The sequence below is a fragment of the Corynebacterium rouxii genome (assembly GCF_902702935.1).
GTDB lineage: Bacteria > Actinomycetota > Actinomycetes > Mycobacteriales > Mycobacteriaceae > Corynebacterium > Corynebacterium rouxii.
Genome location: NZ_LR738855.1, coordinates 2,147,095 through 2,161,371 on the forward strand (window position 1 = coordinate 2,147,095; position 14,277 = coordinate 2,161,371).

Annotated in this window: 13 protein-coding genes and 2 pseudogenes; 7 read left to right on the forward strand and 8 right to left on the reverse strand. The window is 57.6% G+C overall.

Going from position 1 to position 14,277, the window contains the following annotated elements; all coding sequences use genetic code 11:
• Positions 1-25: 25 nt before the first annotated feature.
• The 3 genes from gluA to CIP100161_RS10560 form a co-directional block, all read right to left on the reverse strand.
• Positions 26-793, reverse strand: coding sequence for a glutamate ABC transporter ATP-binding protein GluA (gluA, locus tag CIP100161_RS10550; protein ID WP_408609466.1), 768 nt, complete (start codon positions 791-793; stop codon positions 26-28).
• A gap of 152 nt (positions 794-945) precedes the next feature.
• The gene (clpB, locus tag CIP100161_RS10555) at positions 946-3,495 is read right to left on the reverse strand and encodes an ATP-dependent chaperone ClpB (RefSeq protein WP_155874234.1); all 2,550 of its coding nucleotides are present in this window, start codon (positions 3,493-3,495) and stop codon (positions 946-948) included.
• Between the two features lie 134 nt (positions 3,496-3,629).
• Entirely contained in the window at positions 3,630-3,959 is a 330-nt protein-coding gene (locus CIP100161_RS10560; RefSeq protein ID WP_155874236.1) for a transglycosylase family protein, read from the reverse strand.
• 129 nt (positions 3,960-4,088) lie between these two features.
• On the opposite strand from CIP100161_RS10560, the gene CIP100161_RS10565 reads away from it, so the two are divergent.
• Together CIP100161_RS10565 and CIP100161_RS10570 are read left to right on the forward strand one after the other, a co-directional pair.
• Entirely contained in the window at positions 4,089-4,877 is a 789-nt protein-coding gene (locus tag CIP100161_RS10565; RefSeq protein ID WP_155874238.1) for an ABC transporter ATP-binding protein, read from the forward strand.
• A 1-nt stretch (position 4,878) separates the two neighbouring features.
• Positions 4,879-6,447 (forward strand): transporter, encoded by a 1,569-nt coding sequence (locus CIP100161_RS10570; protein WP_155874240.1) that lies wholly within the window; start codon positions 4,879-4,881, stop codon positions 6,445-6,447.
• A gap of 345 nt (positions 6,448-6,792) precedes the next feature.
• Here the strand turns inward: CIP100161_RS10570 and CIP100161_RS12240 are convergent, their stop codons facing one another.
• A complete protein-coding gene (locus CIP100161_RS12240; protein ID WP_232053209.1) occupies positions 6,793-6,951 on the reverse strand; it encodes a hypothetical protein in 159 nt (52 codons plus the stop codon).
• Between CIP100161_RS12240 and CIP100161_RS10580 the strand changes: the two are divergent.
• A pseudogene (locus CIP100161_RS10580) lies at positions 6,916-7,099 on the forward strand (transposase); the annotation flags it as partial. The gene CIP100161_RS12240 and the pseudogene CIP100161_RS10580 sit on opposite strands and share 36 nt — an antisense overlap.
• A gap of 29 nt (positions 7,100-7,128) precedes the next feature.
• Here the strand turns inward: CIP100161_RS10580 and CIP100161_RS10585 are convergent.
• On the reverse strand, positions 7,129-8,466 hold the full coding sequence (locus tag CIP100161_RS10585) for a sodium/glutamate symporter (RefSeq protein WP_155874242.1): 1,338 nt from the start codon (positions 8,464-8,466) through the stop codon (positions 7,129-7,131).
• A gap of 126 nt (positions 8,467-8,592) precedes the next feature.
• Positions 8,593-8,741, reverse strand: a pseudogene (locus CIP100161_RS10590) (EamA/RhaT family transporter); the annotation flags it as partial.
• A gap of 69 nt (positions 8,742-8,810) precedes the next feature.
• Between CIP100161_RS10590 and CIP100161_RS10595 the strand changes: the two are divergent.
• The gene (locus tag CIP100161_RS10595; protein ID WP_155874244.1) at positions 8,811-9,881 is read left to right on the forward strand and encodes an LLM class flavin-dependent oxidoreductase; all 1,071 of its coding nucleotides are present in this window, start codon (positions 8,811-8,813) and stop codon (positions 9,879-9,881) included.
• 2 nt (positions 9,882-9,883) lie between these two features.
• Positions 9,884-10,978 (forward strand): FAD-binding oxidoreductase, encoded by a 1,095-nt coding sequence (locus tag CIP100161_RS10600; RefSeq protein WP_155874246.1) that lies wholly within the window; start codon positions 9,884-9,886, stop codon positions 10,976-10,978.
• Here the strand turns inward: CIP100161_RS10600 and CIP100161_RS10605 are convergent.
• Entirely contained in the window at positions 10,957-11,769 is an 813-nt protein-coding gene (locus CIP100161_RS10605) for a carbon-nitrogen hydrolase family protein (protein ID WP_155874247.1), read from the reverse strand. The genes CIP100161_RS10600 and CIP100161_RS10605 overlap by 22 nt on opposite strands.
• A gap of 114 nt (positions 11,770-11,883) precedes the next feature.
• Between CIP100161_RS10605 and CIP100161_RS10610 the strand changes: the two genes are divergently transcribed.
• Together CIP100161_RS10610 and CIP100161_RS10615 are read left to right on the forward strand one after the other, a co-directional pair.
• Entirely contained in the window at positions 11,884-12,123 is a 240-nt protein-coding gene (locus tag CIP100161_RS10610) for a hypothetical protein (RefSeq protein ID WP_155874249.1), read from the forward strand.
• Positions 12,111-13,232, forward strand: a complete 1,122-nt coding sequence (locus tag CIP100161_RS10615) for an alpha/beta hydrolase (protein ID WP_155874250.1) — start codon at positions 12,111-12,113, stop codon at positions 13,230-13,232. The genes CIP100161_RS10610 and CIP100161_RS10615 overlap by 13 nt, the downstream gene beginning before the upstream one ends.
• Here the strand turns inward: CIP100161_RS10615 and adhP are convergent.
• The gene (gene adhP / locus CIP100161_RS10620) at positions 13,219-14,259 is read right to left on the reverse strand and encodes an alcohol dehydrogenase AdhP (protein ID WP_155874252.1); all 1,041 of its coding nucleotides are present in this window, start codon (positions 14,257-14,259) and stop codon (positions 13,219-13,221) included. The two genes, CIP100161_RS10615 and adhP, sit on opposite strands and share 14 nt — an antisense overlap.
• Positions 14,260-14,277: the final 18 nt, after the last annotated feature.

Sequence of the window (14,277 nt, forward strand, 5' to 3'; positions counted from 1 at the left end):
CCTTAAAAAGAGGGGGAAATGGGAGTTAATGAGCAAGAATCTTGCCGAGGAAATCTTTGGCACGCTCAGAAGTGGGGTTACTAAAAAAGCTGTCTGGATCGCTGTCTTCCACAATGCGACCGGCATCCATAAACAACACACGGTTGGCTACTCGACGAGCAAAGCCCATCTCGTGCGTCACACAGATCATGGTCATTCCCTCACGCGCAAGATCAGCCATTACGTCGAGAACCTCATTGACCATTTCCGGATCCAGTGCCGATGTGGGTTCGTCGAAAAGCATGACCTTGGGCTTCATGGCCAATGCCCGTGCGATAGCAACGCGCTGCTGCTGACCACCTGACAACTGTGCCGGATACTTGTCCGCTTGGTTAGCAATGCCGACTCGCTCCAGCAGACTCATTGCCACCTTTTCCGCCTCGGCCTTCTTCATCTTGCGAACCTTGATGGGCCCCAGCATGACGTTGTCAAGAATGGTCATATGCGGAAAGAGGTTAAATTGTTGAAACACCATCCCCACATCCGACCGCAATCGAGCAAGCGCCGCACCTTCATCAGGCAAGACGGTTCCATCGATCATGATGGTTCCGGAATCAATAGTTTCAAGACGGTTCAACGTCCGGCAAAGGGTGGATTTTCCCGAGCCAGATGGGCCTAGCACCACCACAACTTGGCCCCGCGGGACGCGCAGGTTGATATCGCTGAGGGCGTGATAATCACCAAAGTATTTCTCTACGTGATCTACAGCAACCATCACACTACCTGTGTCATGCGCCACTATATTCTGTATCATAGCCCACAAACATATAGGAGCTAAGTCACATTCACAAGAGACATATGGCGCCCCACCTCCAAGCCCCCCCCCCGACCCCCACATAACAATAGGCCCTGAGCATGGATAACATCCACACCCAAGGCCTGCCTTTACCTACTACTTTGCCCTACCTAGCTGGCACTAATATCCAAGTTTTCGCCGCCATCGGCAACGCCCACATGAACCTCGCTACCATCGCGAACCTCACCAGACAACAGCTTCTTAGCCAACTGATCGCCAATAGCCTGCTGGATCAAACGACGCAACGGACGAGCACCGTAAGCCGGCTCATAACCGCGCTCCGCAAGCCACAACTTCGCAGAATCCGACACTGACAACGTCAAACGACGAGCGGCAAGACGCTGTGCCAGCTGCGCAATCTGAATCTCCACAATGTGTGTGAGCTGCTCTTGGCTCAGCGGATCAAAGATCACCACATCATCAAGGCGGTTCACAAACTCTGGCTTAAACGCCCGCTTTACAGCATCCATCATCTCGTCTTTTGTGCCACCGGCACCTAGGTTAGACGTCAGGATCAGTACTGTATTGCGGAAGTCCACTGTGCGGCCTTGGCCGTCCGTTAACCGGCCCTCGTCGAGGACCTGCAGCAGGATGTCAAACACATCTGGGTGTGCCTTTTCCACCTCGTCGAAAAGAACGACGGTGTACGGGCGACGTCGAACAGCCTCTGTGAGCTGACCGCCTTGGTCGTAACCCACATATCCTGGAGGGGCACCGACCAAACGCGCGACCGCATGCTTCTCGCCATACTCCGACATATCAATGCGAACCATCGCACGATCATCGTCAAACATGAACTCCGCAAGGGCCTTGGCTAGCTCCGTCTTACCCACGCCCGTAGGGCCTAGGAAGAGGAAGGAACCTGTCGGACGGTTCGGATCCGCCACACCGGCACGGGCACGACGCACCGCATCAGACACCGCAACCACAGCCTCCGACTGGCCAACCACACGTTTGCCTAGCTCAGCCTCCATGTTGAGCAGCTTCTCCGTCTCACCCTGCAACATCTTGCCGGCAGGAATACCAGTCCACGCCGACACCACCTCAGCAATAGTGTCTGGAGTAACCTCCTCGCTCAGCATGGTAGTTTCCACGGTGTGCTCCTCAGCCTCAGCGACCTGCTTTTCCAGCTCAGGGATACGGCCATAGCGCAGCTCAGCTACCTTGCCGTAGTCGCCGTCGCGTTCCGCGATTTCCGACTCCGAGCGCAGCCGCTCCAGCTCTTCCTTGGCCTCGCGAACCTTATTAATCGCACCCTTCTCGTTGTTCCACCGTGCCACAAGCTCACCGAGCTTCTCGCGCTCGTCGGCAAGCTCCTGACGCAACTTGACCAAGCGATCCTTCGACGCAGCGTCCGTCTCCTTCGACAGCGCTACCTCCTCGATCTCAAGACGACGCACAATACGCTCCAGCTCATCGATCTCCTGCGGCGAAGAATCGATCTCCATGCGTAACCGCGATGCAGCCTCATCCACCAAGTCAATAGCCTTATCCGGCAAGAACCTGCTGGTGATATAGCGATCCGACAGCGTAGCAGCAGCCACCAACGCCGAATCCTGGATCCGCACACCATGGTGCACCTCGTAGCGCTCCTTCAAGCCACGCAAAATACCCACGGCATCTTCTACCGAAGGCTCACCGACAAAGACCTGCTGAAAACGACGCTCCAGCGCAGCATCCTTCTCAATGTATTTGCGGTACTCATCCAAGGTGGTAGCACCCACCAAACGCAGCTCACCACGAGCCAACAGCGGCTTAATCATATTGCCCGCATCCATAGCGGAATCGCCGGTAGCACCAGCGCCCACAATGGTGTGCAGCTCGTCGATAAAGGTGATGATCTCGCCCTCAGCAGACTTGATCTCATCGAGAACCGCCTTCAAACGCTCCTCAAACTCACCACGGTACTTAGCACCAGCCACCATGGAACCAAGATCCAAACTAATCAGAGTCTTGCCCTTCAGTGACTCCGGCACATCCCCTGCCACAATGCGGCGCGCAAGACCTTCGACGATGGCAGTCTTACCCACACCAGGCTCACCAATAAGAACAGGATTGTTCTTAGTACGGCGAGAAAGCACCTGAACCACACGTCTAATCTCTTGGTCACGGCCAATAACCGGATCAATCTTGCCTTCCCGCGCCCGCGCAGTCAGGTCAGTGGAGTACTTCTCTAATGCTTGGAACTGATCCTCTGGGGACTCCGTAGTCACCTTCTTATTACCGCGTACCGAAGGGAAAACACCCTTGATGACGTCGTAAGTAGCACCGCGCTTGGTCAGCAACTCGGCAGCATCGTTAGTCCCGCGGGCCACCGCAGCCAGCAGCACCTCGGTAGAAACGTACTCGTCGCCTAACTCACCCGCCAACTCCTGGGCATTGTTTAAAACGCTCAACGCATCACGGTTAAAGTTCGGGTTTGCCAAGTTGGAGCCTTCAGCCTTCGGCAGCTTGGACACCAACGCTTCTGCCTCACGGCGAACTACATCTGGGTCCACGCCCGTAGCACGCAATACCGGAATAGCAATGCCATCTTCTTGACCTAAAATCGCAGCAAGGAGGTGCTCCGGACGAATATCCGGATTACCTGCGGCCGACGCCTTCTGCAGCGCCTCTTGCAATGCCTCTTGAGTTTTCGTTGTGGGGTTAAAACCAGCCATCGTTCATCATTTCCTTCCGTGGACTTTTATCAGTCACTAGGCACAACGAACACAAAGTTGAGTTTGTTCCACTCAACTTCAAAAAAGTTTCCGCACACCGAAAAATCCTCAAACGGGGGTGGCCGCTCAAACCTCTAACCAAGCGGTCCGCCACAGTTAGGCCATGCACCTGGTCCCTGCATTGCCAGCACATTCTCGGCAATCTCGATCTGCTGCTCCTTAGTGGCCTGATCCGCCGTTGGCGCGTAGGCGGTTCCACCAGCCCCTGCCCATGTCTCCGCGCTAAACTGCAAGCCACCGTAATAGCCATTACCAGTGTTGATCTGCCAGTTGCCACCGGATTCGCAGGCGGCAACCTGATCCCACTGGCTCACGCTGGCTGCTCCAGCCGCCGGCGCAATGGCTGCGGCGAGTCCTCCAGTAGCGGCGACGATCAGTGCTGTCTTCTTTGCGGAAAAACGCATAACGGGAAAAATGCTCCTTTGCTCGTTTCTTCTCCAGTTGGGTTGCCCAACCTACGCGACCAACCCCCAGGGCTGTCAAATTAGGAATTATCCTCGACAAGTCATCACCACTTTGATTATCTGGTTATCATGATGCCTTCTTCTTTCGACTCAGATCCCACAGATCAGGCCTTTGCGGTGCGCGATCTTTCCGTTTTGTTCGGCCCCAAAGCAGCCGTCGATCATCTCAATTTGGATGTTCCGCACGGCAGCATTTTCGGCCTCGTAGGCCCCAACGGCGCCGGAAAAACCACCATGATTTCGGCAGCCACGGGACTGCTGCGGCCACAGAGTGGCTCGGCGTGGATCAACGGACTCAATGTGTGGGAGGAGCCGGTTGCAGCAAAGGCGCACTTTGGGTTGCTTATCGACGGCATGCCCGTCTTCGATCGCCTCACCGCAACGGAGTATCTCGAGTTCCTCGGTGGCTTGCGTTCCATGACCCCCGATGTAGTTGCGCAGCGCAGCGAGGAACTACTGAGAACCCTCGGGTTAGCTGAGGCCAAAGACAAACAGATTGTGGACTTTTCCGCCGGCATGACCAAGAAGATCTTGCTGGCAGGAGCCCTCTTACACGCGCCACGCGTCTTGATCTTGGACGAGCCCCTCGAGGCAGTCGATCCAGCCTCCGGGCAACTGATCCAAAAGATTTTGCGCAACTATGCCCGCTCCGGAGGCACCGTATTGTTGTCCTCCCATGTGATGGAACTCGTCGAGGGCTTGTGCGACCACGTGGCAATCATCAACCAAGGCACCGTGATCGCCTCCGGCACCGTCGATGAGGTTCGCGGCGCAGGAACCTTGGTAGACAAATTCGTAGAACTCGTCGGCACCACCCAGCTTGACGACGACAGCTTCGGCTGGTTAGGCGGCAAATAACATGAGCCCCACAAAAACCATCCTGCGGTTCCAATTTCGGCAACGCAACCGAATGATCTCCTCGAATCCCGCGTCGATCATGATGATCATCTTCATCTGCCTCTACGGATTCATCGGCCTTGCCAGCATGCTCTTTAGCGGCTACGACGGCTACCACAAACAGTACTTCGCCGTCGCAGCAATCATCCTTGCCGTTGGAGCATTGGGCTACATCGTCTCGGTGTCAGTGCTTCCCACTGGCGAAAACCACGTCAACCCCCGCGAGCTGGCCTTCTTCCCCCTAACAGCCCGCAATATCCTGCCTGCCCTGCTCCTTGCCCCGTTGTTGACGTCGATAGGCATGCTTACCATCTTCTTCGCTCTGACCACCGCAGCCCTCGGCGCATGGATCCTCCCCGCAGGCGCGGCAATCGCATGGGCTCTCGCCGTGGTGATCAACACCGCACTGACCATCATCATCGGCGAAATAATCCGCTCCACACTCGGCACCTCTGGGCGCACAAAGAAAGAACGCATCAACATCATCAGCGGCCTGGTGATCTTCATGATCATCATCGCCTTCAACGCCCTCCAAGGCCTCAACTTCCAAAACGAACAAATCAACCAAGCCGGACACGTACTGATGTGGACCCCGCTAGCAGCACCCGCGGGCATCGTCATCGGAATCCTCGAAGGCTCACTTACCACCGCACTCGCCACCGCCGCACTGACCCTCATCTACCTCATAGGCACAGTATGGCTATGGCACCGCAACATCACCACTATCCTCAACGAACCTATCGAAAAAGGCTCCACCACTACCCGCGCCCGCTCATCACGCGTGCTCGTCCCGTGGGCGCCATCCACCCCGACTGGATACATTTACTCCCGAGCACTGCGCTACATCCGCCGCGACAGCCGAATGATCAGCCAACTGATTATGGCCCCCATCTTGATGGTCTTTCTCACCTACAAGGCGATCGTCGATTCCCCTTGGTCCTTGGTCTTTCTCGTCGCGATGACAGCACTCCTGGCTGGTATGGCCGCCTCCAACGACTTCGGCTACGACGGCCCCAGCAACTGGAGCATCATCGTCGCAGGCGTTCCCCCTAAAAACTGGGTACTAGCCCGTCACACAGCCTCGCTGACAATCCAAAGCAGCATGGTTCCCATCTCTTGGATCCTCCTGCTTGCACTCTTCCCTGACAAAGGCATTGCCGTGGCCGTCTGTGTGAGCTCCCTAGGCGCACTCATGGGATCCGCCGCCATCGGATTAGCCTTTACCGTATTCAACCCCTTCCCCACCGCCGCACCAGGTGTTAATGCCTTCGCTGACCGCTCCGGATACAGCGCTGCTGCCTTCCTCACCGGATTCGGATCCATGCTGCTTGTGTGGATCCCCATCCTGCCAGGTGCTGCACTGCTCATCTATGGGTTCAGCAGCAGTGCCGCGCTGCCGATCGTGGCCGGCTGCACACTGTGCATTCTCATCCCCGGCGCGATCTACTACCTGGTGATTCGCAAGGCGGTCGCGCGGGTTGAGCGTGCTACGCCGGAGATCTTTAACAAGGTGAATAAGTTCGTAGGCTAAGTTTCCCGCAGTGCCCACAGCTCCCGCAGCTTGTGAGATACAAAATTGGTCCGGTGGGCTGGGCAATTCTTCAATGATTGCGTCCAGCTCACCGGACCGATGTGCGTGGATAGGCAGTAAAGCGGCTCTTCCGGTTTTAGAGTGCATTGATTAGTTCGCCGGGGGTCGGGCGTGGCACTACGCGGAGTGGGACGTTTTCACAACCATGGCTTGGCTGGCGTTGGTGGGCGCGCCACCCCCGCCCACCCCCGAAAAGACGGCACTTCACACCAAATCTGCTCAAACGGCCGGTTTGGAAGCGATTTGGTGTGAAGTTCTGTGCAAAATCCTTCGAAATACCCCCGTTTAGCGGCTCGGTGGAACCGGAGCGCCCTTCGGTGGCAAGACCTTCGGGTATGTACGGGTCAAACCTTGGGCCGCAACCGCAGCAGGACCAGCAGCACCCGCAGCACCCGCTGCAGCATGAACAAGCGCCCCAAGGACATCCTCGCCTACTTCGACCACAAAGTATCCAACGGGCCCGTCGAAGCTATCAACGGCCCGCCTAGAATTCCTACGCAGTATCACCCTAGGATTCCGCAACCTTGGCCACTACATCTTGCGGTGCCTGATCCACGCCGCCAACATCCGACACAAAATCAATGCACTCTAAAACCAGAAGAGGCAGTAATGCCGTCCTGGTTACTCCATTTGGTGCTTGATCGCGGAGTTCGCGCGCATACCGTGCACGGTGGCAACGACCAGAATCACGGCGAAGATTGCTGTCGACGCCACGCCCAGTCCTAAGGTGAAGCCGGATACCACGGCGATCGGAGCCAAAATGGTCATGCCGATTTCGAAGGGTGCGAAGCCCACGTAGGCCACACCGTATTCGTTGAGGGTTCCGGACTTCAGCTTGGGGTCAACGATCTTGAGCAAAGCGATACCGGTTGCCACAGCCGCAGTTGCCCAGCCCCAACCGAAGAGGCCACGTTCCAGCCAGCCTTCCTCGAAGAATTTGGAGGCGAGGCAGAAGAAGCCGAAGCAGTAGATGATACCAAGGACGAACATGACCAGCAGTGGAACCCAGTAGCTGGCCACGGCCGCAGGAACGATAGAGGCGATACCGAAGGCAATCAGGAAGTCGGTGGAACCACCGGAGATGGTGCTCATGGTGTCTTTATCGAGGTAGTTAGGCTTACCGATGAGCTTGAGGCCTAGAACCATAAAGATACCAACGACGAAAGACAGCGCGAATAGCGGGATCGATACGTTGGGGAACATCGAGGTGATCTGCCGTTGGCCGAGGTAGGCCAACATGACAGTGACGATAATCGCGCCGAAGTGCAGGGCTAGTGGTTCGATCGCGGAGGGGTTGGTGGTTGCCTTACCAATAGATGGGCGGCGGTGTTCCTCAATGTAGCCGGCAAGCAGTTCCCATGGGAGTTTGTCCGGCAGGGATGCGGTCTTTTTGTTACGGATACCCCAGTTGGCAAACAGGATACCGCCGACGATAGCCGCCAGGGTGCCCACTGTTGCGGAGGTAAAACCAAGGGATGCCGCTGCGGACGCGCCTACGGTGTCGAGTGCGCCACCGACTGCGGCGGCGGTACCAAAGCCACCGACGAAGCCGACGGGTAGCATCATGCCAAACCATTCTTCGGTTCCCCACACTGGTGTGAAGAGGAAGAGTCCTAGCAGGATAAATATGCCCCATTGTCCCATAAACATAGATGTGGAAAATGCCCACATGGTGCGAGCGCCTTTGATGTTTTGGGCGCTAAAGGTCATCGAGAATGGCATCGAGGCGAACACGATGGCGATGAGGATGGTGGAGTAGGTTCCCAGCTTGTCGGAGAAAGGCAACCAGCCGAGTGATTCTGGGCCAAGGGCTAGGCCAAGCAACCCTGCTGTAATGGGGGCTGGGATAAGGAGGGATCGAAACCACGGGACGAATCGACGAAGCACCACGCCGACGATCATGAGCGCGGAGATAAATCCTATGTCCATCACCGCATCAAAAGGCGTGTATGCATTCATGCCATCCTTCTTTCTCTATACTTAGTGTCACAATGCATGTGTCCCCGTTTCCTAGGGCACACTTTTACTTCTTTAGACTAAAGCACGAGCCCACAATTACGCATAAGTGGGGCCTGATCACCCCTTTTAGTCGTGTTCGTGACCATCAAAGTCAGCATGATGGTCCACGCTATGACCCGGTTCTTCGCTATCGCCCTCGTGTGCATGTGGTCGTGTTGCAATCCGATGGAGTCGCGGACGATCACGACGATGGCGGCGAGGAGTGCCAAGAGGCTCGCTTTGGTTTTCGTAATGAGAAATACGCCACCACCAGCAATAGTTGACACGTCATATACAATGTAGGAATGAAAGCATTCGGATTCCTCAGCTTCGGTCACCACGCCATCGGCAACCAACAAGGCCCCAGCGCCGCACAAGTACTCAAAGACTCCATCAGCATCGCACAACAAGCAGACGAACTTGGCGTCAACGGCGCATACTACCGCGTCCACCACTTCGCCCCCCAAGGCGCTGCCCCACTCCCCCTCATGAGCGCCATTGCAGGCTCTACCTCACGAATCGAAGTGGGCACCGGGGTCATCGACATGCGTTACGAAAACCCCCTCTACCTCGCAGAAGAAACCGCAGCCCTCGACCTCCTCTCCGATCAACGCGTTGCCATCGGAGTCTCCCGCGGATCACCAGAACCCGCCGAACGCGGATGGGAAGCCTTCGGCTACGGCCCAGCCGATGACGACGACCCCCGCGCCGCACGCCTCGCCCGCACCACATTCCTGCGCTACCTCAGCGCCATCCGCGGCGAAGCCGTAGCCCGTGCCGCCGCCGATCACGAGCAATACCCCCACATCTACCACGGAGGCACCCCCTTGCCCGTCTTCCCCCACTCCCCCGGCCTCGACCGCCGCGTGTGGTGGGGATCCGGCACCAACGCCTCCGCAGAACAAGCAGCCCGCGACGGCGTGAACCTCATGAGCTCCACCCTCGTCTCCGAAGCCACTGGTGCCTCCCTCGGCGAGGTCCAAGCAGAACAAATCCAGCACTATCGCGACGCATGGAAAGCCGCAGGTCACGACTGGACTCCACGCGTATCCGTCTCCCGCTCCATCTTCCCCATCACCAACGAGCGCGAACGGCAGATGTTCGGATTCGGCGAATCCAAAGATCAAATCGGCTCCCTCGGCGAAGGCCGCGACGTCACCTTCGGACGCACCTACGCCGACGAACCCGACAAACTCATCGAGCAACTCAAGGCCGATCCCGCCATCGCTATGGCCGATACCTTGCTCCTGACCATTCCCAACCAAGCAGGCGTGGAGATCAACGTAGACATATTGCGCAACTTCGCCCACCATGTCGCCCCAGCCCTCGGATGGCAGCCCAACACAGAAGGGCCTGTCACCGGCTACGATTGGTAACCGTGACCGCTCAATCAATCCAGGCCGTTGCCGCCGAACTTCGCGCACACCGCGCGGAGTTCACTCAGGCAGCCAACCAGAAGCCGGACTCCCCTCTCGCGGACGCCATCGTGCAGCTCGTCGACAACACCGATCTAGACGGACATGTTCCGGAATTGATCGCCACCTCGTGGCTTCAGCATGCAGCCGCCGCCGAAAGCCTCGGGGTATCACGCGACTGCTACCTCACGCTTGCCGACGCCTCCCGCAGCGCCCTGCGCCATATTTGCGCAGACCTTCCCTTTGCTGAGGTCCTTGGTGCCGAACGCGCTATCACGTCGATAGCAAACACCTTGACTAACGCACCTCTGCCCAACGCAGCAGTGCCGGCACAGGTCGTGCAAGTAGAAAAGCGCAGCAGCGCCATCTCCGTGGTACGCCTCCAAGCAGAAACAGCTATCGACTACACCGCCACCCAATACGTCACCGTCACCGCCGACTACCTGCGCGGGGCACGTCGTGAGCTGTTTCCCACCATCCCACCCAACGAGTACGGCCAAATCGAATTCCATATCCGCCACCAAGGCACCATCTCAACGCTGCTCGCCGGCGCACACGTAGGCGATACGTGGTGGATCAGCCCCGGTCAAGGCGGTTTTGACTACACCGAAGCCCAAGACATGGTGCTCATCGCCCACGGAGTAGGCCTTGCAGCAGTACGCCCCATCATCGTGGACTTCCTCCGACTTGCAGAACCTCCACGAGTCCATCTCTTCCTCGCAGCCGACTACCCCGGCGAACTCTACGAGCTCGCAGGCCTGTGGAGCCTAGCGTCGACCGCCCCTTGGCTATCGGTCACCCCAGTCGTTGCCCATGAAGAAGACGCTTGGTGGGTAGCCCCCACCCAACACGCCCACCCACCCCGCGGCCTCCACATCACACAGGTGGGCCAAGCCGGAGAAGTCGTAGCCAGCTACGGCACCTGGGAGGATCGCCGAATCCTTATCGCAGGCCCCGCTCACGACGTGGTTACCTCCCGCGAAGCACTCATTCGCCGCGGAACACCCCGCCACATCATCCACACACAGAGCTTCGATCACTCACCGTTTTGGCTATAACCTACATCTGCTAGCACAGGGATAGCCTCACGGGTACGCCTAACGAGGTCACGGTTGATGTTCACCATGAACAGCTCTTCCCCCGTGCCGGCCTCGGCGATACGCCTACCATCAGGCGTAATCACCGCAGAATGTCCCACACCGGTGGGCGCGCCCGGCGCGCGTTCATCATCGGCTACCGCTTGGTCACAGGCGACGATATAGCTGGTGGAGTCTAATGCGCGCGCCGCAGTAAGGGTGCGCCACTGATCCAGTTTGCCCTCGCCGTCGGCCCACGAGGCGGGCAACACGATAACCTCGGCGCCAAGGCGGGCAAGGTCAATAAACTGCTGGGGGAAACGCACGTCATAGCAGACGGCGATTCCGCAGGTCACATCACCAACAGGGAACGTCACCAACTGATGTCCTGGGCGTACCGTGTCGGACTCTTGGAAACCAAAGGCATCATAGGTGTGAATCTTGCGGTATTCCTCTACGGAATCAGGGCTGGCGATCAATGCCACATTATTAATGCGCTGCTTGCCATCATGGGTGTCTGCTGGACTAAACATACCGACCACGATCACGATGTTGAGTTCGCAGGCGAGCTCGCATACACGCTTGGCGAAGGGGCCGTCGATAGGCTCGGCGACGCGATCAAGCCGCCCGGTACCAAACCCTTGCATGGTGGCCTCCGGAAACACCACCATGTCCGCGCCACGCTGGGCCGCCACACTGGCATGGTGTTCGACTGCAGCCAAATTAGCCATTGTATCGGCACTACTAGAAATCTGGGCGAGAGCTATCCACATGCCACCCTAGAATATGCGCACGACACAAAGTTATCCACAGCCGCGCTGGGATTTCGCACGCGCACCTACCTAATGCCTTGAATCGTGCAGCTAATCCACCGCAGTATGGGATGCATGGACATCACACTTTCAGCACTTTCCCACCTCCGCGCACCGAACACACCTATCGCGCGCACAAGTATCGGTTGCAACGCCAGCGGGGCCGCCCTAGAGCGATTCCTTCATAGCCTGACCACGCACCACGCCCGCAATACCGCCGATATTGCCGAGCTCATCGCACAAACCACGCAACTTGCACACACCTGCGCCGACATCGACGCCACCACCGCGTGGGGGTTGTCATGCTCGCATTAGACTCTCGCAGCCTAGCCCTAGCACGCACGACCTTAGCCCACAACGCGGCCGAAGGACACACGGCTTACGACGCCGCCCGCTACTTATGGAACCGCAGCTTCGAGGAACTTAAAGGACACGCTTTCGACGCCTCCCACCAGCTGCTTTCTGCCCAAGGGCAGTCGTGGTCCCAACTTTTTCGAGCCCTTGAGGATGTCTCCCGCATTCTTGAACTGACCTACGGCCCCCAAAAAGACCTCGAGGCCGCCTACGATTATCTCTTGTTACTTTCTCAACGCAGCATAGATAACTCCGCCATGATCTCTGCAATGATTGCTGCCATTCGAGTCATGGGCAACCAACTTGACCAGCACTGTGCCTTTGCAATCGATTCCATTGCAGCTCTGTGCGAACCTGACTATCCGCAGCACCAGCAACTCGCAGAAGATTTTGAACAACGCCTCGCCCAAGAGTTCCCCGACGCACAGATTCTTTCCACCCACGAGCATGGGGTTGTTGTTGCCCTCGGTGATATCCGCACGGCCGACTCCATCACTACCGTGGTCGCAGGAGTAGGCTCCGCCAATCCAACGCAATGGCTGAACTACGTCGAACGCGCTCAACACATGCAGCAAGCAACAGGTGGGGCCACCGTGGCCTGGTTAGGCTACAACGCCCCTGCCAATGTCGCGGCAGCTGCAGCACAAACACCTGCTAAACAAGGCGCATCACAGCTACAGAAATTTCAAAAAGAATTGCGCACACTTAATCCGAAAGCACGGCTCATGGTCTTCGGGCACAGCTATGGTTCCGTCGTCGCAGGTCATGCCGCAGAGCACGGCCTCGATGCCGATACTTTCATAGTGGCCGGAAGCCCAGGGGTCCCACCCAACCCTCAGTTACACAGCCCCAACCCCCGACTTATTTCTGTATTAGGAAGCCACGACGTTATCGGCCTGACCGGAACAAACACCGTGGCCGCCCACGGCATCGACCCCAGTGCGGAATCTGCAGAAAAATCTGGATTTGAACGCTGGGGTGTGGTGGGCGGCCACGAGTCGTACTTCACCGATCGCCGCCTCCTGCAGCGGCTAGCGCAGGAGGCTCATCGCGACACTAGTAGCGGATAGCCATGCGGCCATCAATCTTGCCTTGCTTCATATCAGCAAAGACCGAGTTGACGTCGTCAAGCTTGCATTCGGTAACAGTTGGCTTGATCATGCCACGAGCGTAGAAGTCCAAGGCCTCTTCGAGGTCTTGGCGCGTTCCCACGAGGGAGCCGCGGATGGTCAGGCCTTTGAACACAATGTCGAAGATCGGTGCTGGGAACTCTCCTGGAGGAAGGCCATTGAACACAATGGTGCCGTTCTTACGAGCCATGCCAATCGCTTGGCCGAAGGCCTGTGGGTGCACGGCGGTGACCAACACGCCATGTGCGCCACCCTTGGTATACTTCACGATTGCTTCAACTGGATCTTCTTCGCGGGCATTGACCACAAACTCAGCGCCATGCTTCTTAGCCAGCTCCAGCTTGTCCTCGGCAATATCGACCGCAATAACGCGCATGCCCATGGCCACGGCATATTGGACAGCGATATGGCCCAGACCACCCACGCCGGAGATGACCACGAACTGCCCTGGGCGGGTTTCGGTAACCTTGAGACCCTTGTACACGGTCACGCCAGCACACAGAATTGGTGCGACTTCCAGCAGGTCACAGCCGTCTGGGATTCGGGCACAGTAACGGGTGTCTACCAGCATGTACTGGCCGAAGGAACCGTCGACGGTGTATCCGCCGTACTCGGCTTTCTCACACATGGTCTCCCAGCCGGTGCGGCAGTACTCGCACTCACCACAGGCCGACCAGAGCCAGACGTTACCGACCATGTCACCCAGCGCAACGCTGTGCTCACCTGGGCCAAGTTTGACCACTTCGCCCACGCCCTCATGTCCTGGAACGAATGGTGGCTTTGGCTTGACTGGCCAGTCGCCTTCGGCGGCGTGGAGGTCGGTGTGGCAGATGCCAGAGGTGAGCACCTTGACCAGCGCTTGGTGAGGCCCTGGCTCTGGAAGGTCAACGTCGTGGATGTTGAGCTCGGAGCCAAACTCGTCGACAACAGCGGCGGTGAAGGCAGAGGGGAATTCAGTAGCAGACATCGGTCACAATCCTTTCTA